We start from the raw sequence: 24,606 nt of genomic DNA, 5'->3' as shown, positions 1-24,606 counted from the left end.
GAGGGCGCGAGGGCGATCAGGTCTTGCCGCGAATTACGCCGGCCATGGCGCGCCCGGCCTGTGTGCCGGCATCGACCGGCGTGCCGCCGCCAGCCACGGCGCGCACCTCCCCGGCGTTCACATCGTCGGCGAGGGCGTTTTGCGCCGCCGCGCGCCGGATCAATTCCTGCACCATGGCGGCAAGAAAGGCGTTGCGTTCGGCCGCGTCGTGGCTCGGCAGGCTCAGTGCGCGGATATGCAGGTGTATTGCGGGTTTCATGGCCATCCCCTGGTTTCGGCGTCGGCCAGCGGCCGTTCGCGCTTGGCGGCTTCGGCGTGCGCGGCTTGCAGCACGAGCGCCATGGTGACTTCGGTGCCGGCATCGGCGGCCAGGAAGGCCGCGTTCAGCGCGACGTTGCGTATGCTGCCGCCCGTCAGATTCAGGCGCGCCAATTGGTGCGCGTCCAGCTCACGGGTCGGTGTGGCGGCCGGGAAGACACCGCGCCAGATGCGCGCGCGCTGATCCAGGTCGGGGAACGGAAACTGGACGACAAAGCGCAGCCGCCGCAGGAATGCGCTGTCCAGGTTGGACTTCAGGTTGGTGGTCAGCACCGCCAGCCCGCGATAGGATTCCATCCGCTGCAGCAGGTAGCTGATTTCGATGTTGGCGTAGCGGTCATGGCTGTCCTTGACCTCCGTGCGCTTGCCGAACAGCGCGTCCGCTTCGTCGAACAGCAGGATGGCGCCGCCATCCTCGGCGGCCTCGAACAGCCGGCGCAGGTTCTTTTCGGTTTCGCCGATGTACTTGCTGACGACCGCCGACAGGTCGATGCGGTACAGGTCCAGCCCCGTCTCGCGCGCCAGCACCTCGGCGGCCATGGTCTTGCCCGTGCCGCTTTCGCCGGTGAAGAGCGTGGCCAGGCCCAGGCCGCGGGATTGCGCCGCGGCGAAACCCCAGTCCTGATGGACCCGGTAGCGCTGGCGCAGATGCGCGGCGATCTGCCGCAGCACGGCGAGCTGGGGGCCGGGCAGCACCAGATCGTCCCAGCCTGCGGCGGGCGTCAGGCGCTGGGCCAGGCCGTCAAGGCGGCGCCGGCTGGCCTGGGCGCAACCCTGCCAGAGCAATGTGGCGGGATCGGCCGAGGCGTCCTGCAGCGCGGGCTTGAGCGAGGAGGCAGTGAGCTGCAAGGTGCGAGAGTCCAGCCCGAACTGGCTTGCCGCCTGCTCCAGCCCCGCGCCGGCCCGGGCCGTGGCCTGCGGCCCCAGCGCGTCGCGCCAGAGGGTCCGGCGATCGGCCTCCTGCGGGCGGGAAATCGCGCAATGCCGTGTAGCCGCGCGCAGCGTGACCGGTTCGCTGACCGCCAGGAAGCACAGCGCGCCCGCCTGTTCGGCCAGATGGCGCGCCGCGGGCGGCAGGGTGTCGGAGGCGTCGATGTACAGCGCCGCGCTCAACAGAACGGCTTCGCGCTGCCACAGGGTGCGCAGCGCCTCGCGTTCGGTCGCGGCGTCCGGGACGTCCTCGGCCTGCAGCACCAGGCAGGCCAGCCCGGCCGCCCGCGCCGCGCGCGCGGCCACATCTTCCTGCGCGCCGGGGTCGTTGCCCTCCAGGACGAACACAGGCAGGGGCGCGTCGCTGTCGGCGGCGATCCATTCGGAGATCCGTCGCGCCGCCGCTTCGTGCGCGGGCGCGGCATGGGGCAGGGCCGCCGCGGGCCGCAGCAGGGGACGAAGGCGCGCGTCCAGTTCGTTCAGTCCGGCCAGGAAGTGCAGCACCCGTTCGTCGATGCGCAGGCGCGCCGTGCTCAGGTCGGCCGCTTCGTCCACCTCCAGCAGCCGCCAGCGGCGCAGCGGGTGCTGCGGCGACAGCGCGCTCCAGTGCGCGCCTTCCAGCGCGCCCAGCGCCAGGGAAAAGCTGGCGTGGCGCATTCCGCCGCCACGGCCCTGCGCGGCGGCGCACAGCTCGGCCAGGCGGGCATCCATTTCGACGCCGGCGCACAGCAGCAGCAGGTCGCGTTCGAACGCCGACAAGCCGAACGCCGCGCTCAATTGATCGATCGCCCCTTCGCCGTCGAGCGCGGCGCGGGCCTGCGCCAGCCGTTGCGGACCCTGGCGCGGCGCGCGGCCGCCCGGCTTGTCCAGGCGCGCGCGCAGCCGGGCGAATTCCGTGGCCAGCAACTGCTGGTTGGCGTCGGTCCAGCTCAGGGGCGTGCGCGCGTTCATGGCAGCTCGATCTGGCGGTTCAGGTATCGGACCGGGACGGCCTCGCGGTCGACGAGCGGGCTGTCGATGCCCTCCACCCGCAGGCGTGCCAGAAACTGCGTTCCCGCTGGCGGCGCATCGCGCCACACGAAGGCCAGCTGGCTGGCCGGCGCGGTGTAGGGTTCGGCGGGCAGGTCGTGGTCGCCCAGCAGCAGGCTGGCCGATTGCCCCGCCTGCAGCGGCGGCGCCACCGCCAGTTCAATGCGCACGGCGCTGCCATTGCGCGTGGCCGACGCCGGCGGCAGTACGGGTTCGGGCGCGAGCACCAGGGCCAGCTGATTGCTGTCGCGCCGCAGTCCCGTATCGGCGGCCTGCACCGTGGCATGGATGCGATACACGCCCACGGGCAGGTCCGCCGGCATGGTCAGGCGCAGCCACGTATCCGTGCCTGCGTCGACGGGCACGAGGCGTTCGGTCTGCAACGTGGAGTGGCGCAGCAGCACCAGCCGCGCCAGGCCGTCCAGGTGGTGGCCCAGCAAGGTGACCGTTCCGCCCGCCACCGCCACCGGCTGCCTGCCCGCTGGCTGCACGGACAGCAGCGTGGGCAGCGGCGGGGTCAGGCTGGGGAACACCTGCACCCCGCGGTCGCGCGGACTGCCAGGCAGACGCTCGCCGCGCGTCAGGACGGGCAGCGCGCCGCGCGCCGGCCGGCGCGATTCGATCAGCACCACCGACACCTGGAAGGCGGCGGTCGGACGATAGTGGGCATGCAGCGCGGACCACAGACGCGACATCTCTTCGGCGCCGAGCGCCGACGGCGTGATCTTCAGCAGTTCGACCTGGCTGGCGAGGTCCGCGCCGCGCAGGCTCTGGTAGACCGTGGGCAGGATGGCGCCGTCCACCACGTCCGGGTCCAGCGCGCGGCGCACGGCCTCGCGCGGCAGCACGGGGGATTCATGCAGCAGTTGCAGCGCATAGCCCAGCAGAACCTCGGCCTGCAGCTCAGCGCGCCCGTAGGCGGTCAGCAGGTAATGCAGGTCCAGCGCCAGCGGCGGATTGGCGATGCGCTCGCCCGCCGGGTCGCGTGACGGCAGGGCGGCGTTGCGCCAGGCGGCGTTGGGCGAGACCTGGTGCAGAAAAAGGTTGAGCTGGGGATCTTCCTGGTTGTCCAGCGACACGGCATCCGGCGCAAGCGCCGATACCTTGACGCCGGCGCCCAGCGTATCCGTCACGGCGTGGTCGATCAGGCCCGAATCCAGCAGGTCCTTGAGGACGGCCGTGACCGCCGCGATGGCCAGGGCATTGCTCATGGTTGTCCCGATCGCCTGGTGGAAAGATAGGCGCGCAGGGATAGCGCGGCCGATCGCGCGGGGGGCGCCGCGCGCGGAAGCGGCGCGGGCGGGGCGACCTCCAGGCGGTCGATGGTGATGTGGACATCGGGGGCGGGCCGGCGGTCCGGTCCATGGGTGCGCGCGGGCAGGGCGCGCGTGTCCGGCTGCATCCACGCCGGTGTTCCCGGCCTGGATGCCGCGCGGGCATCGGCGGCATCGTTTGCCGCGCGCACGTCGCCCGGCGTGTCGGCGCGCGCCGCGTCCACGCGTGTCACGGAAGGCGGGATCCGCCGCTCAGCGTCCAGCGTTGCGGCCTGCTCCCGCATGGCCGCGAGGCTCGCATCCCGGCGCGGCGGCGCGGACGAAAATGGCGCCGCCGAGGTCCGCTCGGCCGCCGGTTGGAACGCAGCCGGCGCGCTCTCGGTGGCATGGATGCCCGCTGCGGCGGGCGCGGGATCGGTCCTCCGGTGCGGACCCGTATGCGCGGGCGCTGTGCCGGATCCCTGTTGGGGCGCCAAGCGCGCTTGCGCCCGTGCCCAGGTGTCCATGGCCATCAGGCCTGATGCGGATTCCGGAGTCTCCAGGGCGGCGGAATGTGCCGCCCCACTGGCGGGGACCGTGTCCGGCCAGGCTTCGTCCTGTGCGCCAGCGTTACGCGGGGACATCAGCGGCGACGCCGGCGCGCTGCGCATCCGCGGGGCCAAGCCCAGGCTGCGCCGCGCAAGCTGGTGCAGGAATCCGCTCATGAGATGGTCTCCCTGTCCGCCAGGTCCAGGTAGGCGGCGCGGCGGCCGGGGCCCAGCGCCAGCACCTGCGTTTCGGTCCAGCCGTAGGCGCGCGCCAGCCGATGCACGTCCAGCATCAGGCCGAGGGCGGTCGCGCTGATGTCGTCCCACAGGCAGGCGTCGGCGTCCAGCGCGACCAGCCATTCGTGCGCGCAATCGGCGCAGCGCAGCGACAGCTCGATGTTGGCGGCGGGGTCCAGCGCTTCCATGCGCATCTCGATCTCTTCCAGCGCCGCGCCACGCGGCAGCAGCGCGTCGTCCGGAACGCCCAGGCGGCACGCCCGCAGCAGCAGGGTCAGGGCTTCGCCGCTATCGGCCGCGTGGGCGGCCCGCGCCTGATCATGGCTGCTGGGAAGACGCCAGGCCGCGCCGTGAGCGTCGAAGACCGGCCGCGCGGACGCGTCCTCGGGTGGCGCGGACAGCGTCTCCAGCAGCGCCGCGATATCGACGTCGAAGGCCATGGCCGATCCGCAGGCGGGGCAGTCCGCGCATGCCGCCAGCCGCCGCCCGAACGTGGCGCTGCGCAGGCGCAGCAGCGCCAGCGTGCGCCATCCGACGGGACGCGATGCGATATCGCGCGGCGCCTCGCCGGGCATCGCCACGGCCAGCGCGCGCAGGCCGCGGTCTATCGGGTGGCTGTCACGGCCCGCTTCCCACAGAGCAAGAATCTGCGATTCGATCAGGGCGTCCATGGCGGCGCTCCATCAGGCCGGCTCGACGAAGCTCGGCTCGGAAGGTTCGGCGACCTCGTAGTCGCGCTCCCATCCTTCGTTCTCGAGCTTGATGTTCTGGATCGCGACCGCATTGGCATTGGCGTCCAGGTCGGGCACCGCCTGGTACTCCGACACCCAGCAGCGGAACACCTTATAGGCCAGCACGAGTTGGCCGGCTTCGTTGTAGACCTCGATGATGATGTCCTTGCGGAAATCCCTCAGCGAGACCTCGCTGCCCAGGCCCGATCCGAAGTTCCACACCTTGTTGGCCCATTGCTCGAATTCGCGGTCGTGCGTGACGCCGCGCTCCAGTGTGACGGCTTCGTACTTGTTGCGGCCCGGCGATTTTCGCCCGCTGGAGGGATCGCCGCCTTCGCGGTGTTCCACCACTTCGGTGCTGCGCTTGAGCGCGGAAACCTTGCTGACGCCGGCCACGTAGCGGCCATCCCATTTCACGCGGAATTTGAAATTCTTGTACGGATCGAAACGTTGCGGGTTGACGGTGAACTGCGCCATGGCGATCTCCTGGTAACCGTGGTCGGCGCGGCGCGGACCGCATGCGGTCCGCGTCCGGCGCCGGGCTCAAGCCTGTATCTGGCCGGCCAGTTGCTGGATGCTGATGACGACGAACTCGGCGGGCTTGAGGGGCGCAAATCCCACCAGGATGTTGACCACGCCCCGGTTGATATCGTCCTGCGTGGTGGTCTCCCGGTCGCACTTGACCAGATAGGCCTCGCGCGGCGAACTGCCCTGGAACGCGCCCTGCCGGAACAGGGTGTTCATGAACGCGCCGATGTTCAGCCGTATCTGCGCCCAGAGCGGTTCGTCGTTGGGCTCGAACACCACCCATTGCGTGCCGCGGTACAGCGATTCTTCCAGGTAGAGCGCAAGCCGGCGCACCGGGACATACTTGTATTCCGATGTGAGCTGGTCGGCTCCCCGCAGCGTCCGGGCGCCCCAGCTCACCGCTCCGTAGACCGGGAATGTGCGCAGGCAATTGACGCCCAGCGGGTTCAGGCTGCCGTTCTCGCCATCGGTGAGCGTGGCGGCCAGCGATACGACGCCGGTCAGGTTGGCATCGGTGCCGGCCGGCGCCTTCCACACGCCGCGATTGCCGTCGATGCGCGCATACAGGCCCGCGACCGTGCCGCAAGGCGGCGCCAGGCGCGGCTTGCCGTTCTTGAGCGGATCGGACACGTGCATCCACGGGTAGTACACCGCCGCGTGATCGGACTTGGGCAGCGCCGTGCCCGTGGCCACGGCCACCATCGTCGCGGGATCGACGGCCGTGGGCGGCGCGTCGACGATCATGAAGGCGCGCCGCTCTTCGCAATAGGACACCGCATCGGCCAGCACGCCGCTGTGCGTGATGGCCGGCAGGCACAGCAGATTGAAGAGATCCGCGTCTTCCAGCGCATACAGGCCCTGGCGCTGCGCGCGGTTGCCGATGAACGCGGCATAGACGTCGTCCGGCCCGTAGGCGGTTTCCGTGCCGCCTTCGAGCACGGCGTCGACCGGCGGCGGCGACGCCACGGCGCCCGCCAGCAGATGCAGCGAACCGGCCAGGTCATTGGCCGGCGCCGCCGCCACGGCGATCGTGGAGCCCTGGCCGCGCGTGCCGCTTGCCAACACCAGATTGCTGCCTTGCGCGCGGGCGGTGAAGTCGCGATAAGCCGGCGTGCCGGGCCGCAGCGCCCGCACGGCGGCCTGCAGGCGCGCCGCCACGTCCTCGAGCTTGGCGGCGGGCGAGCCGCCGGCAGCCACCGCATCGCCCAAGCCGACCAGGTCCGGACCCAGCCCGTCCAGCGTGATGCGCAGGCTGGTGTGCGTCGCATCCGGCAGCGCGTCCAGGTCGGTTGCGCCGAATGCATCGCTGGTCAGCGTGGCGGAGTCGGGCGTCGGCGCGGGGCGGATGATGGCCGCCCCGTCGGTCTCGATGCCGCCCGCCAGCGATCCCAGCAGCAGCACGCCGGCCGCGTTGTTGCGCGCGCCGGGCAGCACGCGCACGCTGGCGCTTTCGCCGCCCGTGCCCGACGTGAGCACGATGGTGTTGCCATTGCGCGCCGCCGTGAAGTTGGCCAGCGCGGGCCGGCCCGTGGCCTGCGCCCGAACCTTGGCCTGGATCGCGGCGCTCAGGGACGTCAGCCGCTGCGTCGGCGTGCCGCCCGAGATGTCGGCGGGCAGCGCGATGCTGACGCCGACGGGATCCAGCCCGTTGACGGCCACGCGAAAGTCGGTGTGCGTGGCATCCAGCAGCGTCTGCACATCGCCCAGCGTTCCGCTGACGCTGGTGCCGGCGGGCAGCGCATCCAGCGCGCCCTGCGACAGTGGCCGTTCCAGCTTCACCAGTTGCGAGACGCCCTGCGTCAGGCCCAGGAGGTAACGCGCGTCCTTGGCGTTCATCGACACATTGGTGTAGCTCTCGGCCCGCCCGTCGCTGGCGCGGATGAACTGGATATTGAAGGTGCTGGACGGCACGGCGGTCGCGTGATCCACGCGGACCTGGATGCTGTTGCCCGACACGCCGGGGTCCAGCGCCGTGACCGTCAGCACGTCCACGGCCGTTGCGCTGCGCAATGTGCGCTGCGCGGGGGAGGCTTCCTTGACCACCCGCACGACCCAGGCGTCGGTGCCGCCGTTCATGAAGAACTGGCGCACCGCGTAGCCAAGTTCGGAGTCGTCGGACAGTCCGCCGAAAGCGCGCTCGTAATCGGAAAAGCTGAAGATCCGGACCGCCTTGTTGACGGGGCCGCGGGGGGCCGCTCCCAGGAACGCCGCGACTGAGGTCGAGACGCCGGCGATGGTGCGCACGCCGCTGGGAACTTCCTGGATATAAACCCCGGGATGGGACAGGGTAAGGGCCATGAGCTGCTCCTTTACACGACTTCTTGATGAAGTGTTCTTGCCGTAGGAGAGTCTTAGAGAGCCGCCAGAGCGCCGCGGGCCTGGGCCGGGGCAACTGGCGAAACGCGCGAGGCTGCGCGATGTGTGGCGGGCGTTGCGCCGCTTCTAGTTGGATTGCAGCGGAAAGGCAATCGGGCAAAAGCAGCAGCCCTGGTGAGAAGAAGTTATAGAAGGTCTGCAAAAAGCGATCAATAGCTTTTCCGCCGCGTTAACGTTCTGTTTCTTATTCAGGCTGAGGTCAGCTTAAGGCGTCCCAACGATTGAACAGTCCGCCGGGCTGGCGTATAACCCCTAGCGACGCTGCCTCGGAATCCTCCGGATGGCGGATCGCTGCGGCTTGCTGGTTGAGGCCATGGCCCTGTAGCCCCCAAGGAGTGTGAAATGGTTTGCCTGTACCGATTGCGGCGTTTGCATGCCTGGTCTTCCAGCTTCCCAGCCTGTGCGGGTGCTCCCGGGCGCCGCACGCGCCTGGCGCGCGCCGTGGCCGGGCTGGCTGCCGGCACCAGCCTAGCGCTGGCCGGCGCGCTGGCGCATGCTCAGGCCCAGAACCAGAACCAGCCCTCCGCGCAAACCGCGATGGCCACGCAGGACCAGGCCGGGGATCCCCAGGCCGACGCCGCGCGCGCGCTGCAATGGCCCCGCAGCTTCAACGCGCCGGACGGCACGCGCGTGGAGCTCTACCAGCCGCAGATCGACACCTGGACGGCGGATCGCATCACCGGCCGCATGGCGGTGGCGGTCGGTCCGGCCAAGGGCAGCCCCACCTACGGCGTGGCGGATTTTTCCGCCCGGGCCGAGGTCAACAAACCGGCCGGGCTGGTGCATCTGTCGGACATCCGGGTCGAACGCGTGCAGGTGCCCACGGCGCCGCAAGAGGCCGCCAAGCTGCGCGGCCTGCTGGAAGCCCGCCTGCCCGCCACGGGCATGGTCACGCGGCTTGATGCGCTGCAACTCAGCTATACGCTGTCCCAGGATCATCTCGCCACGAAGGCCGTGGCCGTGAACAATACGCCGCCACGCATCGTCTACCGGACCGTGCCGACCGTTCTGGTGCTGGTGGATGGACCGCCTGCCTGGGCCGAGCTGCCCGAGGCCCGGGGCTGGCGCCGCGTGGTCAATACGCGCGCGCTGATACTGGGCGACACCGGCGGGCGCCACTACCTGCAGGCGGCGGGCCATTGGTACGAGGCGGGTGGCGTGGAAGGGCCGTGGAAATTTCTTGCGCAGCCTTCGTCCGCGCTGCTTGCCGCAGCCGACGCCGCGCGCCGCCAGGCCGCGCCCGATCCCTTGATGCCGCATGGCGCCAAGCCGCCGCAGCGCGCGCCGGCCATCGAAGTGTCCACCGTTCCGGCCGAACTGTTGATCACCGTCGGCCAGGCCGAGCTGCGGCCGGTGCCGGGTACCGCGCTGCTGTCGGTGTCCAACGCCGATCACGCCGTGTTCATGAACCCGGGCGACAACCGCTACTACCTGCTGGTGTCCGGCCGCTGGTTCCGCGGCGCCAGCCTCGAAGGCCCCTGGTCGTATGTGTCCGGCAAGGCGCTGCCGCGTGACTTCTCGCGCATTTCGCCCCAGGATCCGCAGGCGGGGGTGCTGGTGTCGGTGCCCGGCACGCCGCAGGCCAAAGAGGCGGTCATCGCCTCGACGATTCCGCAGACCGCGACGGTGTCGCGCGCGGGCGCGGCACTGAAGGTCGAATACGCTGGCGGCTCGCCGATGCTGCGGCCCATCGAAGGCACGGCGCTGCACTACGCGGCCAATTCGCAGGTGCCCGTGATTCAGGCCGAGGGCCGCTACTACGCCCTGTCGCGGGCCGTCTGGTTCGTATCCGACTCGCCGACCGGCCCCTGGCGCGTGGCGGACCACGTGCCCACCGCCATCTACACCATTCCCGCCAACTCGCCATTGCATTACGTGACCTACGTGCAGGTCTATGGCTCAACCCCGCAGAGCGTCGTGTTCGGCTATTCCCCCGGATACATGGGCGTGGTGGTGGCGCCGGACGGCACCGTCGTCTACGGCACGGGCTACGCCTATCCGCCGGTGATCGTGCAGGATGCCTGGGTCGGCTATCCGCCCAGCTATGGCTACGACGCTGCCTTCAATTCCGCGGCCGGCTTCGCCTTCGGGTTCGCCGCGGCGGAAACCTGGGGCGGCGCGGCGCCTTACTGGGGGCCTTATAGGGGCGCGCCCTACTGGGGCGGCGTCGACGTGAACCATGTGGACGTCTATGGCGCCTGGGGCGGGTCCGGCGTGGTCACGCATGCGGCCGGGTGGAACGGCTGGACGGGCACCGAATGGCGGGGTGCCCACGCCGAGGGCTACAACCCCCAGACGGGCGCGGCATTCGAGGGCACGCGCGGCGCGGCCTACAACGAATACACGGGCAACGCCGCCGCCGGTCGGCGGGACGCCTACACGAACCCGGTCACGGGCGCGTCGGGCGCGGACCGCGCGGGCGCCGTCGAAAACAACGACGGCCAATGGGCCGCGGGCCGGCAGGACGTGCGCACGAATCCGAATACGGGAAGAACCACCATGTCTTCCGCCACGGCGACCGGCACGGCGGGGCAGGGCGCGGACAGCGTGGACCGGCGCGGCGCCACCTACAACCGCAACACGGATAGCGGCATGGCCTGGAACAACGGCAACGTGTATGCCGACCACAACGGCAATGTCTACGAACACAACGATAGCGGCTGGCAGCAGCACACTTCCTCGGGCTGGCAATCGGTTCAGTCCGGCGCGCATTCTAACGGTAACTACCTGAACTCCCAGCGTCAGGCGCGCGATTATTCGGCGCAGCGCACGGGCGGTTGGGACGGCGGCGGCTGGCAGGATCGCGGCATGGGCGAGGCGGAGCGCGGCGGCTGGCAGGATCGTGGCATGGGCGAGGGTGGCGGCTGGCAAGATCGGGGCATGGGCGGCCGCAGCTTTGGCGGCGGCGGCTTTGGCGGATTTCGGGGCGGTGGTTTCCGCCGTTGATCGGCCCGCCGGCCGACGGCAGCCGGCACCACGCCGGCTGCGGCCATCCGGACGAGCCGGCGCCCCACAGCACGCTGCGCCATCGACTGGCCGGACTCGGTAGTGGCTCGCGACCGCCTCTATTTGATTTGGATTTCCAGGGACCGTCCCAGGTCTCCGTACAGCCCCACTTGGGCCTGCACGAAGGCGGCCGTGGCCTTGGGTTCCACGATGTGAGGCACTGAACCGAGTGTTTCCACAGCGGTGCGCCACTGCGTATTCTGATTTACCTGGCGCAGCAGGCCCGCCCATTTTTCCACCAGGTCCTTGTTCATGCCGGGCGGACCCAGCAGCGCGCTCCAGCCGCTGACCGCCTCCAGTTTTGGATGGCCGAGTTCGCTTGCGGTGGGCGCATCCGGCAGGTCCTTCAGCCGTGTGGGAGACGTGGTCACCAGCACGCGCAGCTTGTCGCCCTTGATATGGCCCAACAGCGAAGTGAGGTTGTTGCAGGTGAAATCCACTTCGCCCGACAACACGGCGGTCGTCGCTTCGCTCCCCCCTTTATAGGCGACCGGCACGGCGGCGGTCTTGGGCAGACGGGCCGATGCCAACAGGGCCTGGCTGGCCAGATTGAGCACGGTCGCCGGCCCCGAGGTGCTGTAGTTGAGTTCACCCGGATTGGCCTTGATGGCGGCGAGCAGATCGTCCAGTTTGCGGTACGGCGACTTTGCATTGACGACGCAGACCATGGGGTTGAGTTCAAGAACACCGATGAAGGTGAAGTCATCCCATTTGTACGAGAGGTCCGCGTACAGCGCGGGCAGAATCGCCTGCGATCCCACTCGCCCAAGCAGCAGGGTATAGCCGTCGGGCGCCGCGTCGCGCACGAACTTCGAACCGATGGCGCCGTTCGCGCCGGACTTGTTCGCCACGACCAGCGCCGCGTCCAGGTCCCCGCGCATGCTTGCCGCCAGGTTTCTCGCGGCCAGATCGGCGTCGCCGCCCGCGCTGAACGGCACGATCAGCGTGATCGGGCGATCCGGATATTTGTCGGCGGCATGCGCGCCGGCACTCCAACAGGCGGCCGCCGCCACCAATGCGGCGCAGCCGGCGCGCGCGGCGATCCATGCGATGCCATCGCGTCGAATCTTCTTATTCGTCATGGCGATACTCCCCCGGGACAAGGCCGGCTCAGTTTGCCTTCAGGTGGCGGCGCGCCACGACCTTGGACCAAGTTTCCGACTCCGTCACGATGGCCTCGGTCAATTGCGCGGACGTGGTCACCGTGGCGCTCATGCCCTGCGCGCTCAGGACGGCCTTGGTCTGCTCATCGGCCAGCGCCAGCGCGACATCGTTGTGCATCTTGCTGATCAACTGAGGCGGCACGCCCGCGGGCGCCATCAACGCGAACCATCCGACCATCTCGAATCCCGGCATGCCGGATTCGCTGCTGGTGGGGACGTCCGGCAGCATGGGCGATCGGTGCCCGCTTGTCACGGCCAGCGCCCGCACCTTGCCGTTCGCGATCAGCGGTGTCACGCCCGCGATGTTGCCCACCGCCAGTTGCACGTGGCCGGCCATCAGGTCCGCGTAGGCCAGGGCCTCGCCTTTGTAGGGAACATGCACGAGCTCGATTCCGGCCTTGTCGGCCAGCGCCTCGCCCGCCATGTGCACCTGGCTGCCGATGCCCGCCGAACCGAAGTTGAGCTGGTTGGGGTGGGTTTTTGCATAGGCGATCAGCTCGGCCATGTCGTGCGCGGGCACGCTGGGATTGACCACGACGACCATCGGACCGGTCGCCACTTTGGTGATCATGCTGAAGTCCTTGGCGCCGTAGGAGAGGTTCTTGTAGATGTGCGGGTTGACCGTGAACATGCTGCCGGAAGCCATCAGCAGCGTGTAGCCATCGGCCGGGGACTTGGCCACGATCTCCGCGCCCACCATGCCGCCCGCGCCGGTGCGATTCTCCACCACGACGGCCTGCTTCCAGAGCGTGCCCAGACGCTGACCCAGCGCGCGCGCAATGACATCGGTCGCGCCTCCCGCCGCGAACGGGACCACGATGCGCACCGGCCTGTCGGGCCAATCGGCCGCGGCGCGGGCGGTCCCTGCGGCCGTACAGAACGCAAGCGCCGCCAGTGCTGACGCGGCGGTGCGCGGCCAATGATGCTTGCCAGCGAATAACCCCATTTCTGTCTCCTTTCGTGGATACAACTGGGTGTCGTCTCTATGGACAACATCGATGCCGCCTGGAGCGCTGACGCATGCTCGCGCAGGCGACGATCAACACGCGCATGACATGGCGTCACGCAGGTCGCCACACAGTATTGGCGATTGAATGGGAGATAGAAAGCTAGTAATTTTCGCGTGAGGATAAAGATTTTCTTTATCAAATAGCCGAGTCCGCGATGCCATCGATCCGCACGTTGAAGACCTTTCTCGCTGTCTCGCGCTATGGCACCTTCGCGGCCGCGGCCAAGCACATCGGGTTGACCCCGGCGGCGGTCGGCCTGCAGATACGCAGCCTCGAAGAGGATCTGCGATGTAGCCTCATAGAGCGCGGCGCGCGCTCGGCGACGCTGAGCCCCACGGGGCGCAGCATGCTGCCGGAAATAGAGGAAATCGTGGGCCGCTACGAGGCCTTGCCCGCCGCAGCGGAACTTCCCGGCCTGCATGGCACGGTGGTCATGGGGGCGCTGGTGTCGGCGCTGATGGGCGGATTCTCGGACGCCCTGTGGACCATCAAGCAGCAGCATCCACGGCTGGACGTTCGCCTGCTGGCCGGACTCTCCAGCGATTTCACGCATCGCGTCGAAACCGGAGAGCTGGACGCCGCCGCCATCGCCCAGCCGCCCCGCGCCGTCCCGAGCGGTCTGGTCTGGACGCCCTTGTACAGCGAGCCCATGGTGCTCATCGTGCCCCAGCGTCCGCACTTCGTGCTGGCGTCCGGCTCCGACCCCATTCACATCCTGCGGACTGCGCCCTTCCTGCGCTTCGATCACAATGCGTGGACGGGCCTGCTGGTCGAGGAAGTCATCCGGCGCAGCGGCGTGCGCACGCAAGAGAGCATGGAATTGAACTCGGTGGAAACGATTATTGAACTGGTCCGGCAGGGCCTGGGTGTATCCATCGTGCCGAAACTGGCCAACGTGGCCTGGGAACACGACCAGTCGCTGCGCGTGCTGGACTTCAAGAACATCGATGTCGCGCGCCGAGTCGGCTTGATGGAACGCAGGCAGCATCGGCGCATGCGCTTCACGGAAGCCATCAAGCACTACTTCGCGCAAGGCGGGCGGCGGGACAGCGCCGAGGCGTGACGCCATTGGACGGCCGACGCGCGCACAGTCACGTTCTTTATATTCAAATAAATTGAAGAAAATAAAGATTGATTCAAATCAGAAGAATAAATAAACTTTCGTCGAAGGGCAGGGAGACCCGCCAGGGATTTCATTGGCCGCCTCAGGGCGGCGCGCCAGGCAAGAGCCAGGACAGGAGAAGACATGTCAGGAGCAGCGCTAGTCACGCAATCACTGGTCAATGCCGGCGTAAAGACCATCTTCAGCCTTTCCGGCAATCAGATCATGCCGATCTACGACGCATGCATCGACGCCGGCATCCGCATCATTCACGTGCGCCACGAGGCCGCCGCGGTACACATGGCCGATGCCTGGGCGCAGATCACGGGGCAGGTTGGCGTGGCGCTTCTGACCGCGGCGCCGGGCCTGACAAATGGCTTGGCCCCGCTGTATTCGGCGCGGATGGCGGAAAGCCCCGTGCTGCTGCTGTCCGGCGATTCGCCATTGAAGGCCGACGGCATGGGGGCCTTTCAGGAGCTGGCGCAAACACAGATCACCCAGGCGCTCGTCAAGCACGCCAGGCGCACGGCGGCCGCGGGCGAGCTGGGACGGGACGTCGCGTGGGCCATCTCGGAAGCGCTGTCTGGCCGCCCTGGTCCCGTGCACCTGGCGTTGCCATTCGATCTGCTGACGCAAAACGTCGAACCGGACTCGCCGGGCGCCGCGTGCGCCGAACGCCGCCGCGCCAAGCCTGACGCCAAGAGCGTCGATCGGATCGGCAGCCTGCTCGCCGCGTCCGCCCGGCCGCTGGTGCTGGTGGGCCCGGCCAACAACCGGAGCCGCGCGTTCTCGCTGCTGGAGCGCTTCACCCGATCCACCGGCGCGCCGGTCGTTCCGATGGAAAGTCCCCGTGGCCTGCGCGATCCCTCGTTGGGAGCGTTTGCCGAAAGCCTGGGGAAGGCGGACCTGATCTTCTTGGCCGGCAAGATCATCGACTTCACGCTGGACTTTGGCCGGCAGCCCTCCTGGCATCCGGATGCGAAGGTCGTGGTTGTCGATCCGGATCCGGCCATGCTTGAACGCGCGCAACGATTGCTGGGCGCGCGCATCGCGGCCGCCGTGTGCGCCGACGCCGATGAAACCTTGCAAGCGCTTGCCGCCGGGCAATGGAACACCCCTCGAGAAGATTGGAACGCCGCCGTTGAACAGAGCTGTGCGTTGCGTGGTCCACCCGAAGCTGAATCGGAAAAAATCAGCCCCCGCCTGCTGTGCGACGCGGTCCAACGCGTGCTGGACCTGGCGGAAGACCCCATTCTCGTTTGCGACGGCGGTGAATTCGGCCAGTGGGCGCAAGCGTATTGCACGGCCCGCACGCGCGTCATCAACGGCATGTCGGGGGCCATAGGCGGCGGCATCTGCCACGCAATCGCCGCGAAGATCGCGCGCCCCAATGCAACGGTCGTCCTGCTGATGGGCGATGGCACCGCGGGGTTCCATTTCACCGAGTTCGATACCGCGGTCCGGGAGAACGCTCCGTTCCTTGCCGTGATCGGCAACGACTACCGCTGGAACGCCGAACACGTCATCCAGATGCGCGAGTACGGGCCGGACCGCCTGATTGGCTGCACGCTGAGCCCCAGCGCCCGCTATGACGCGGCCGCCCAGGCCTTCGGGGCTTTCGGTGCGCAGGTCCTTCGGGCGGTGGACCTCGACCCCGCCTTGTCAGGCGCGGTCCAGAGCAAGCGGCCCGCGTGCATCAACGTCGAACTGGATGGCCGCCCGGCTCCGCTCTTCAGCACGGACGGAACCCCCGGCGCGTCCTCCCATTGATGCCCGGCTCACCACGCAATCAGCAGAGGCAGCCATGCAAGCAGATCAAAGCACCCTGACCGTCAGGATCTTCCGGGGCGGAGCATCAGGAGAATACGTCACCTACACGGTGCCGGCGCGCGAGAACCAGACCGTGCTTGACGTCGTCACAGAAATCCAGCGCCGCCTGGAACCCACGCTGGCCTACCGCTTTTCATGCCGGGTCGGCGTTTGCGGTTCCTGTGCGATGACCGTCAACGGCAAGCCGCGCTGGACTTGCCGCACGCACGTCAGCCGCGTCGCGAAGGACGGCGTCATTGTCATCGAGCCCATGAGGAACATGCCGCGCGTCAAGGACCTGGTGGTCGACATGACCGAGTTCTTTCAGAAGTGGGACAAGGCGGGCGGCCGCTATGTCGGCACCGCCACGCGCGCCGATGCGCCCGCGCGGGTGGATCCCGCCAGCCGCAAGCGCAAGCAGGCGGATGCCGCCATCGAGTGCATCAATTGCGGCGTGTGCTACGCCGCATGCGATGTCGTCGAATGGGACAAGAACTATCTTGGGCCGGCCGCGTTGAACCGCGCCTGGACGCTGGTGAACGACGAGCGCCATGCCAATATCGCCGACGTCATCCGCAAAGCCACCGCGGACGGCGGCTGCAACTCCTGCCATACGCAAGGCAGTTGCATGACGCACTGTCCCGTCGGCCTGAGCCCGACAGGCAGCATCGCCGGCCTGAAACGCCGCGCGGTCCTGCAGGTGTTGAAGGGGGGGTAGGCCATGGACAGAACTCTGTTCGCGCTGCAGCGCCTTACCGCGATGTTCATGGCGCCATTCGTGCTGGTGCATCTGGGGCTGATTCTCTATGCCGTGCGCGGCGGCCTGACGGCTTCCGACATTCTGGGCCGCACGCAGGGGAACTGGATGTGGATCCTGTTCTACATGGCCTTTGTCGCGTGCGTGGCGATACACGCGCCGATAGGCGTGCGCAACATCCTGATCGAGTGGTGCCGCGCCAGCCGCCGCGCGGCCAATGGCATCAGCCTGGTGTTCGCGCTGGTGGTGCTGGTCCTGGGCGTGCGCGCCGTCATTGCCGTGGGAGGACTTGCGTCGTGATGAAAGCCGTCAGAAACCATAAAGGCTATTGGGCGTTCATTGGCCACCGCGTCTCGGGCTTGCTGCTTGCCCTGTTCCTGCCGTTCCACTTTCTGGCGCTGGGCCTGGCGCTGGAGGGCAGCGCCAAGCTGGACGGATTTCTCAAGTTCGCCGAACTTCCGCTCGTGAAGTTCGCCGAATGGGGGCTGGTCCTGCTGCTCAGCGTGCATTTCTGCTTCGGCATCCGGTTGCTGGTGCTGGAGTTTCTTCCCTGGCCTTCGTTGCGCGATGCGCGGTTGGGATGGATCAGTTGGGGCGCGGCGATCTCCGTCGTCGTCGGGGCTGTGTTTCTGACAGGAGTGGTCTGAACCATGCAGATCGAGCGGATAAAAACCGACATCCTCATCCTGGGTTCGGGCGGCGCAGGCCTGTTCGCGGCGCTGCACGCCAAGCAGGCCGATCCCTCGCTTGAAGTCATGGTCACCGTGAAGGGGCTGATGGGAAAAAGCGGCTGCACGCGCATGGTCCAGGGCGGCTACAACGTGGCGCTGTCGGCCGGCGACTCGGTCGAGCGGCACTTCATGGACACGATCGCCGGGGGTAAATGGCTGCCGCGCCAGGACCTGGCGTGGCGCCTGGTCGAGGGCGCCATCGAGCGCGTCCAGGAACTGGAAAATGAACTGGGCTGCTTCTTCGACCGCAATCCCGATGGCACCTTGCACCAGAAGGCGTTCGCCGGGCAGAGCTTTGACCGCACGGTCCACAAATCGGACCTGACCGGCATCGAGATCATCAACCGCCTGATGGAGCAGGTGCGCGGCGCGGGCGCGCGCGCCATGGAAGACCACCGGGCGATCGAGCTGGTGCCCGCCCGCGATGGCTCGGGCATAGCTGGCGTGCTGTTCATCGATATCCGCACCGGAGCCTACCGGTTCGTGCAGGCCAAGGCCGTGCTGCTGGCCACGGGCGCCGGACCCACCATGTTTCTCTATCACACGCCGTCCGGCGAAAAGACCTGTGACGGCCTGGCGATGGCCTTGCGCTACGGATTGAAGCTGCGCGACATGGAAATGGTGCAATTCCACCCCACGGGCCTGCTGGGCGGTCCCGATACGCGCATGACCGGCACGGTGCTCGAAGAAGGCCTGCGCGGCGCCGGCGGCTATCTGCTCAACGGCGCGGGCGACCGCTTCATGCTGAATTACGACGCGCACGGCGAACGCGCCACGCGCGACGTGGTCAGCCGCGGCATCTATGCCGAGATGCGCGCGGGACGGACCAGCCCGATGGGCGGCGTGTACATCCAGATGAACCATCTGGGGCCCGAGAAGGTCCGCAAGTCCTTCCCGGGCATGGTGAACCGTTGCGCCGATTGCGGCTTTGATCTGGCCGGCGGCCGCGTCGAGGTCGTGCCCACGGCGCATTATCTGATGGGCGGCGTGGAGTTCGAGGTGGATTGCTCGACGGCCTCGCCAGGCTTGTTCGCGGCGGGCGAGGACTGCGGCGGCGTGCATGGCGCGAATCGCCTGGGCGGCAACGGCGTGGCCAATTCCACCGTTTTCGGCGGCATCGCCGGCGATTCCATGGTGGCCTACATCCGGCGTGGCGATGGCGTCTGGCGCGACCCGGACGAGCGCGTGATCGACGCGGGCGTGGCGCGGGCCGAATTTCCATTCTCGCGCCCCAGCGGAATATTGCTGGATCAGCGCGAAGCCCTTTCAAAGACGATGTGGAACGATGTGGGCGTGCTGCGCACGCGCGCGGGCATCGAACGCGGCCTGGACACGCTGGCAGCGCATCGCGCCGAGCTGGACGCCACCGGCGTGCAGGACGGGCAACGGGGCTTCAACCTGAGCTGGCATGACTGGCTGAACCTGGACAGCCTCACCACCATCTCACGCGTCATCGCCACGGCCGCCCTGGCGCGCGAGGACAGCCGAGGCGCGCACTTTCGCGAGGATTTCCCCCAGACCAGCGATCTGCACGCCAGTTGCTACACGCAGGTCCGGGCCGGGGACGACAGCGGCGCGCTGCATCTGGAGATGATTCCGGTGTCGTTCGATATCGTGCGGCCCGGGCAATCGCTGATCGCCGATGAGGCGGGCGCCCCGCCCATGGCCACCGCTTGAAAAGGAGCCGTCGATGACAATCGCCATCAATCGCATCGAAGAAGCCGCGCTGGAAATCATGACGCGCGCGGCCATCGAGATTCCCGAGGACTACCGCAGCGGTATCCAGAACCTGCAGAAAACGGAAACCGGCCAGTTGCCGCGCTTTGTGCTGCATGCCATGGTGGACAACTGGGAGGCAGCCGACGCCGACCGCCGCCCGATGTGCGCCGACACCGGACTGCCGCGCTACTACGTAAAGGTGGGCAACAACGCCAGCGTCGAAACCGGCTTTGTCGGCCTTGAGCGCGCGCTGCGCGCCGCCACGGCGCAGGCGACCATCGACGTGCCGCTGCGGCCGAACCGCGTCCATCCGCTATGGCGCACCGACAACAACAACAATGTCGGCATCAACGCGCCCGAAGTCGAATGGACCTTCGAGCCGGATGCCGACTGGATCGACGTCACCACCGTCCACAAGGGCGGCCTGTTCGGCACCGACTACCGCATGCTGTTTCCGGGCGACGGGATCGACGGCATCAAGCGCTTTGTCCTGGATACCTTGATCGCCTTCGGCAAACGCGGCCTGGCCTGCCAGCCGGCCATCGTGGGCATCGGTATTGGCGGGTCCAAGGACACCTGCATGCAGCTCGGCAAGCAGGCGGCCTGTTTGCGTACGGTGGGCGACCGCAATCCCGATCCGAAGATCGCGGAACTGGAACTCGAACTGAAAAAGCTGGGTAACTCGATCGGCATGGGCGCGATGGGATTCGTCGGCACGTCGATGGTGGTCGATTGCCACATCGAGGTGGGGCATACGCACACGGGCGGCATGCCAGTCAGCATGCATACGTTCTGCCTTTCCTCACGCCGCGCCACCGCGCGGATCCATGCCGACGGGTCTATCGAATACCGTACCGACCCGCAGTGGTTCACCCCCTACACGCGCCGGGAGACAGTCGAATGGTAGACGAACCGAATGACCTGAAGATTTTTCACCTGAATCTGCCGGCGACGCCCGAAGACATCGCCAGGCTGGAAATCGGCGCCATCGTGTACCTGACGGGCATGGTCTATACCGCTCGCGAAGGCGTCTACCAGAAGGTGCTGGGCGAAGGGCTGCCGCTGCCCGTGGACCTGCGCAGCCTCAGCAATGTCAATTTCCATTGTTCGCCGGCCGCCGCGCCCGATGCGGCGGGCGGCTACAACGTCGGCGCCGTCACCGCCACGGCCAGTTTCCGGTTCTCCAAGTGGATGCCGGACTGGTTCCGGATGAGCGGCACCCGCATCGTCATAGGCAAGGGCGGCATGCCCGCTGAAGACTACGCCAAGGTGTTCGTGCCCGCGGGCGCCGTCTACCTGACGACAGTAGGCTATGGCACCGGCGCGTTGCTCGGTCGCGGCATCAAGCGCGTGCACGACGTGTTCTGGCTTGAAGAGCTGGGCATCGCCCAAGCCATGTGGATGTTCGACGTCGAGAACTTCGGCCCATTCATCGTCGAAAGCGATTTGCAGGGGAACTCGCTTTTCGCCCGGCACGGCGAGCAGATCAATGCCGGAATCGAAGCGCTTTACGCTGGCCTCAAACCGCCCGCGCTGCATCGCTATGGCGAAACCGACAACAGGAAAAAAGAGGTGATGTAGCCGGCCGTGCCGGCCGCATCGCCATTCCGCCCTCGAGGAGCTATCCGCAATGACCGTGATCGATTTCAGGCTGAGACCGCCCGTGGGGGGCTTTCTCGATACGTTGATGTATTCCGCCGGGGAACGGCGCGACGGCTTTACCCGGTCGGTCGGATTCGAACCGTCCGCCGCCGCGCAGGGGCAGTCCATGGCGCTGCTGCTAAGCGAAATGGACGAAGCCGGGGTGGATCAGGGCGTGGTGGTCGGCCGCCTGGCTGGCACGCTGGGCAGTGTGCCGAACGCCGATGTGCTCGCCTTGGTCAATGACCACGGCAAACGCTTCATCGGCGCGGCGTCCATCGACCCGACCTCTCGCCGCCAGGCCTGCGACACGATCGACGCCGCCCTGGCGCAGGGGTTCAAGCTCATCAACATCGAGCCGGGTTCCTATCCGATTCCGCTCTATGCCGACGATCGCCGGCTGTATCCGATCTATGCGCACTGCGAAGATCGCGGTGTTCCGATCATTCTCATGGTGGGCGGCACGGCCGGCCCCGATCTGAGCTACTCCGACCCCATCCGCACGGACCGGGTGCTGGCGGACTTTCCCAGACTGAACGTCGTGGTCGCGCATGGCGGCTGGCCCTGGGTCACCGAGATTCTGCATATCGCCTTTCGCCGTCCCAATCTGTACCTGTCGCCCGATATGTACTTCTCGCGGATGCCCGGTTGGGAGGAATACGTCAAGGCCGCCGACGGCTTCCTGGCGGACCGGATGCTCTATGCCAGTTCCTTCCCATTCTGCCCGGTCAAGGAATACAAGCGGTGGTTTGAATCGCTGCCGATCCGCCCCGACAACCTGCGCAAGATCATGGGCGGGAACGCCCGGCGCCTGCTCGGGCTGTAACGCACGCGCCCGGGCTGCGGCTTGACTAAAATAGCCTTCAAATGCCAGGCAGGGGCGCGGTCGCGCGTCAGCCGCAGCCTGACTACTCGAAGGACGACAATGGATGTAAAGACGCTCTACACCCTGGTGGCGGTCGCCGACCGCGGCAGTTTCGGGGAAGCCGGCAAGGTGATTGGCTTGTCGCTCTCCGCGGTCAGCATGCAGATGGCCGCGCTGGAAGAAGAGCTGGGCATCGTCCTGTTCGACCGCAGCCGCCGTCCGCCCGTCTTGACGGCCAGCGGCCTGAGCCTGATACACCGCGCGCGAGATCTCATCGCGCATTGGGAGAGCCTGAGCGAATCCCTCAAACGGGAAGCCGCCGGCGGCGTCCTGAAACTGGGCGCCGTGCACACCTCGGTCTCCGGACTGTTGCCATTGGCCCTTAAACGGCTTCAGCAGCAGGGGCAGGGCATCGAGATCCGCCTGACGGTGGGCCTGACCCACGAATTGGAGATGGCGGTCTATCACCGCCAGATCGATGTCGCGCTGGTGACCGAACCGGAAATCTGTCGCGGCGAGCTTGAATTCACGCCGTTCTTCGACGAACCCTTCGTGGTGATCGCACACAGGTCCGCGGCCGGCGATACCGACCAGGAGATCCTCGAAAACAACCCCTACGTGCGGTTCAACCGGCTTGCGCGTGTGGCGCGCATCATCAACGACGAGATCGACCGCCGCGGCCTGCGGGTGGAATCCACGATGGAAATCGACTCACTGGATGGTGTCGTGGCCATGGTGGCCAACGGACTCGGCGTATCGGTTGTGCCCGCCCGCGGCGTCACGAACGAGTTTCCCGCATCGATCCGCATGATCCCCTTCGGCGATCCTCCCCTGACGCGCCGCCTCGGCATCCTGGTCCCCCGCGACAACCCCCGCACGCATTTTTCGCAGGCGCTGCTGGACGCGCTGAGAGAGGTGTCCAACCCGTCGAAGGCGCTGCCGGTGAAGGCTAGAGGGAAGGTGCAGGCGGGCAGGGTGCGACGGCTTGATGGCTTGCAGCAAAGGTTTCCGTCGTGAGGGGAAGTGGAATTGGGTGCCCTTCCTTGGTCGCGCAAGCGGCTACACGGTTCGCGGCTGCCATGGAGTACGTCTTACGCCTCCGTCCGCTATCCATCTAACACGCTTGGTTGGTGTGCAGGGCGATATCCAGGCGGAATTGATCCAACAGAGTTTTTGATGAGGCTGCCAGCGGCATTCAATATTCTTTTGGCATAGTCTGCCATACGAATCGGTGATAACAACGTCGCCTCAATGCCCGCCCTTTGGTATCGCTGCGGTTGAAATCATGCGTACTCAACGTTTATACGTTTGCGGCGGTGGAATCGCGAATACGCGGTTTTTAGCTCTCCATTGGTGAGTTATTGCCCAAGAAAGCCGTATTCATAATCCAGCCAACCTTCGTTGAATTTGGACTCTAGAAAACCTATCACCACATCCAAATTTTTTCCAGACGGAATGTTTACTGAATAGAAATTATCACTAAATTCCTCCCACTCACATCCGAGTGAGGTGATCTCTTTCTTTATATTTACATTCGACTCAGAATCTTTTTTTAGAGAGATTACTCTTATCGTGCTATTGCCGCTGTGTTTCACGACACGGTCAAACACTAACTCGCCGTCCTCTCCGCAATTCGCGTCTATCTCATCGTCAAAGCTCACTTCTTTGGTATAAAAAGGAATGTTCTTAATCCGATAGGTTCCGGAGGGTAACCTTTTGACCCAAACGCTCTCTACCGAGACCGGTGGATATCCGTCCACAACAGAAAGGGGGAAGAAGACCTTTTGCATAGTGTTTTTCGTCAAGAGTGCTCCTTACTTGTTTCCTTTCCCTAAATTGCAGGGTCGGCACAGAACTTGTCCGTTCTCCGGCGTTCCAGATCCGTTTTTCGATTTGGCCTGAATGTGATCCACGTGAGCCTCATTGCTTGGTGGGGTGACGCCACTACGATGCTGGGTAGCATTCATTACCTCGGTATTGCAATTCTCGCAGATCATCAGTCCGTTATTTTTGGAAGCGTTCTCAGCCTTTACCTCCGCTTTCCCTGCCCTAGTAAAATCTCTCCCTGGACGGCTTCCGGGAGGGCTTTTCTTTGCAAGTCCCAGCGGATCAACCCACTCCACCGGGTTATCCGCATACTGATAAACATTCAACCCGCCCGCAAACCCGATCGGGTCCTTCGCGATAAACCTTCCGATCTCCGGATCATAGTACCGGTGCCGGTTGTAATGCAGTCCGGTCTCATGGTCCAGATACTGCCCCTGGAATCGGATCGGATTACGTATCCCCGCGNCCGATCTCCGGATCATAGTACCGGTGCCGGTTGTAATGCAGTCCGGTCTCATGGTCCAGATACTGCCCCTGGAATCGGATCGGATTACGTATCCCCGCGGAGCGTGCCGCGCTTGAGATCGCCTCTTTCGCTACGCCCCATGCCTTGTACTGTGCGCTCCAGACGATCTCACCGTCCGCATCGGTCAGTTCCTGCGGCGTGCCCAGGTGATCGCACTGGTACCACGCGAGCGCATCCACGCCATCCGGCTCGGGCGAAGTCGTCCATAGCGGGTCCTGATCGACGTCATAGCCGCCCGCGTAAACCGGCTGCTGATGCAGCAGCACTGGCTTCCTGCTGATCGCCTGCGCCAGGGGCACAAAGCTCCCCGGTTCGTACAAGTAGTGCGTCGTCTGGTCATCGCGGCCTTCCCAGGCCAGGGTATCGCCGTCCCAGCCGTACAGCGTTGCCCCGCAGCCCAGAGCCCGATTCAGCCGGGCTTTCTCTTCCTGGCGCTGCGCGTGCGTCATGCCGGGACGTTCCTGCCAGTGGGCTTCCGATTGCTTCATCAGGCGGCGGCC

Annotated in this window: 23 protein-coding genes; 11 read left to right on the top strand and 12 right to left on the bottom strand. The window is 66.6% G+C overall.

All coding sequences use genetic code 11. The features are described 5' to 3' along the window. Positions 1–16 precede the first annotated feature (16 nt). From ASE30_RS07120 to ASE30_RS07090, 7 genes are all read right to left on the bottom strand, one after another. Positions 17–259, bottom strand: coding sequence for a hypothetical protein (locus ASE30_RS07120; protein WP_156407568.1), 243 nt, complete (start codon positions 257–259; stop codon positions 17–19). Beyond that, positions 256–2,199, bottom strand: coding sequence for an ATP-binding protein (locus tag ASE30_RS07115; protein ID WP_057283607.1), 1,944 nt, complete (start codon positions 2,197–2,199; stop codon positions 256–258). Before ASE30_RS07115 ends, ASE30_RS07120 begins: the two co-directional genes overlap by 4 nt. Further along, positions 2,196–3,488, bottom strand: coding sequence for a DUF4255 domain-containing protein (locus tag ASE30_RS07110; RefSeq protein WP_057283606.1), 1,293 nt, complete (start codon positions 3,486–3,488; stop codon positions 2,196–2,198). Before ASE30_RS07110 ends, ASE30_RS07115 begins: the two co-directional genes overlap by 4 nt. Then, a complete protein-coding gene (locus ASE30_RS07105; protein ID WP_057283605.1) occupies positions 3,485–4,255 on the bottom strand; it encodes a hypothetical protein in 771 nt (256 codons plus the stop codon). Before ASE30_RS07105 ends, ASE30_RS07110 begins: the two co-directional genes overlap by 4 nt. Next, positions 4,252–4,986, bottom strand: coding sequence for a hypothetical protein (locus tag ASE30_RS07100; protein WP_057283604.1), 735 nt, complete (start codon positions 4,984–4,986; stop codon positions 4,252–4,254). The genes ASE30_RS07105 and ASE30_RS07100 overlap by 4 nt, the downstream gene beginning before the upstream one ends. A 12-nt stretch (positions 4,987–4,998) precedes the next feature. Next, entirely contained in the window at positions 4,999–5,523 is a 525-nt protein-coding gene (locus ASE30_RS07095; RefSeq protein ID WP_057283603.1) for a phage tail protein, read from the bottom strand. 66 nt (positions 5,524–5,589) lie between these two features. Continuing rightward, complete coding sequence (locus ASE30_RS07090; RefSeq protein WP_057283602.1) at positions 5,590–7,872, bottom strand: phage tail sheath subtilisin-like domain-containing protein; 2,283 nt, start codon at positions 7,870–7,872, stop codon at positions 5,590–5,592. A 420-nt stretch (positions 7,873–8,292) separates the two neighbouring features. Here ASE30_RS07090 and ASE30_RS07085 point away from each other — a divergent pair, with 420 nt between their 5' ends. Continuing rightward, on the top strand, positions 8,293–10,896 hold the full coding sequence (locus ASE30_RS07085) for a carbohydrate-binding family V/XII (protein ID WP_235515204.1): 2,604 nt from the start codon (positions 8,293–8,295) through the stop codon (positions 10,894–10,896). A 119-nt stretch (positions 10,897–11,015) separates the two neighbouring features. On the opposite strand, the gene ASE30_RS07080 is transcribed toward ASE30_RS07085, so the two are convergent. Then, on the bottom strand, positions 11,016–12,038 hold the full coding sequence (locus tag ASE30_RS07080; RefSeq protein WP_057283601.1) for a tripartite tricarboxylate transporter substrate binding protein: 1,023 nt from the start codon (positions 12,036–12,038) through the stop codon (positions 11,016–11,018). Between the two features lie 28 nt (positions 12,039–12,066). Further along, complete coding sequence (locus ASE30_RS07075) at positions 12,067–13,065, bottom strand: tripartite tricarboxylate transporter substrate binding protein (RefSeq protein WP_057283600.1); 999 nt, start codon at positions 13,063–13,065, stop codon at positions 12,067–12,069. Positions 13,066–13,283: 218 nt separating this feature from the next. On the opposite strand from ASE30_RS07075, the gene ASE30_RS07070 reads away from it, so the two are divergent. The 10 genes from ASE30_RS07070 (at position 13,284) to ASE30_RS07025 (ending at position 22,770) form a co-directional block, all read left to right on the top strand. Further along, complete coding sequence (locus ASE30_RS07070) at positions 13,284–14,192, top strand: LysR family transcriptional regulator (RefSeq protein WP_057283599.1); 909 nt, start codon at positions 13,284–13,286, stop codon at positions 14,190–14,192. A 183-nt stretch (positions 14,193–14,375) separates the two neighbouring features. Beyond that, on the top strand, positions 14,376–16,001 hold the full coding sequence (locus tag ASE30_RS07065; protein ID WP_057283598.1) for a thiamine pyrophosphate-binding protein: 1,626 nt from the start codon (positions 14,376–14,378) through the stop codon (positions 15,999–16,001). A 34-nt stretch (positions 16,002–16,035) separates the two neighbouring features. Continuing rightward, entirely contained in the window at positions 16,036–16,758 is a 723-nt protein-coding gene (locus tag ASE30_RS07060; RefSeq protein ID WP_057283597.1) for a succinate dehydrogenase/fumarate reductase iron-sulfur subunit, read from the top strand. Positions 16,759–16,761: 3 nt separating this feature from the next. After that, on the top strand, positions 16,762–17,097 hold the full coding sequence (locus ASE30_RS07055) for a succinate dehydrogenase (RefSeq protein WP_057283596.1): 336 nt from the start codon (positions 16,762–16,764) through the stop codon (positions 17,095–17,097). After that, positions 17,097–17,444: a succinate dehydrogenase, cytochrome b556 subunit gene (sdhC, locus tag ASE30_RS07050; protein ID WP_057283595.1), complete on the top strand. Its 348-nt coding sequence runs from the start codon at positions 17,097–17,099 to the stop codon at positions 17,442–17,444. The genes ASE30_RS07055 and sdhC overlap by 1 nt, the downstream gene beginning before the upstream one ends. Before the next feature lie 3 nt (positions 17,445–17,447). Continuing rightward, entirely contained in the window at positions 17,448–19,205 is a 1,758-nt protein-coding gene (locus ASE30_RS07045) for an L-aspartate oxidase (protein WP_057283594.1), read from the top strand. 13 nt (positions 19,206–19,218) lie between these two features. Continuing rightward, on the top strand, positions 19,219–20,154 hold the full coding sequence (locus ASE30_RS07040) for a fumarate hydratase (RefSeq protein WP_057283593.1): 936 nt from the start codon (positions 19,219–19,221) through the stop codon (positions 20,152–20,154). Then, entirely contained in the window at positions 20,148–20,828 is a 681-nt protein-coding gene (locus tag ASE30_RS07035; RefSeq protein ID WP_057283592.1) for a fumarate hydratase C-terminal domain-containing protein, read from the top strand. The genes ASE30_RS07040 and ASE30_RS07035 overlap by 7 nt, the downstream gene beginning before the upstream one ends. Before the next feature lie 49 nt (positions 20,829–20,877). Continuing rightward, positions 20,878–21,714, top strand: a complete 837-nt coding sequence (locus tag ASE30_RS07030) for an amidohydrolase family protein (RefSeq protein WP_057283591.1) — start codon at positions 20,878–20,880, stop codon at positions 21,712–21,714. 99 nt (positions 21,715–21,813) lie between these two features. After that, positions 21,814–22,770: a LysR family transcriptional regulator gene (locus tag ASE30_RS07025; RefSeq protein WP_057283590.1), complete on the top strand. Its 957-nt coding sequence runs from the start codon at positions 21,814–21,816 to the stop codon at positions 22,768–22,770. Between the two features lie 341 nt (positions 22,771–23,111). Here ASE30_RS07025 and ASE30_RS28395 read toward each other — a convergent pair whose 3' ends face one another. From ASE30_RS28395 to ASE30_RS28880, 3 genes are all read right to left on the bottom strand, one after another. Continuing rightward, on the bottom strand, positions 23,112–23,543 hold the full coding sequence (locus ASE30_RS28395) for a DUF4265 domain-containing protein (RefSeq protein ID WP_082601484.1): 432 nt from the start codon (positions 23,541–23,543) through the stop codon (positions 23,112–23,114). 24 nt (positions 23,544–23,567) lie between these two features. Continuing rightward, positions 23,568–23,987: an RHS repeat-associated core domain-containing protein gene (locus tag ASE30_RS29880; RefSeq protein WP_369819304.1), complete on the bottom strand. Its 420-nt coding sequence runs from the start codon at positions 23,985–23,987 to the stop codon at positions 23,568–23,570. 59 nt (positions 23,988–24,046) lie between these two features. Further along, positions 24,047–24,555, bottom strand: a 509-nt coding sequence (locus ASE30_RS28880) for an RHS repeat domain-containing protein (RefSeq protein ID WP_235515206.1), incomplete at its 3' end; no start/stop codon positions are given. Positions 24,556–24,606: the final 51 nt, after the last annotated feature.

The organism is Achromobacter sp. Root83, assembly GCF_001428845.1.
GTDB lineage: Bacteria > Pseudomonadota > Gammaproteobacteria > Burkholderiales > Burkholderiaceae_B > Achromobacter.
This window is presented reverse-complemented; position numbering and strand designations above follow the sequence as displayed.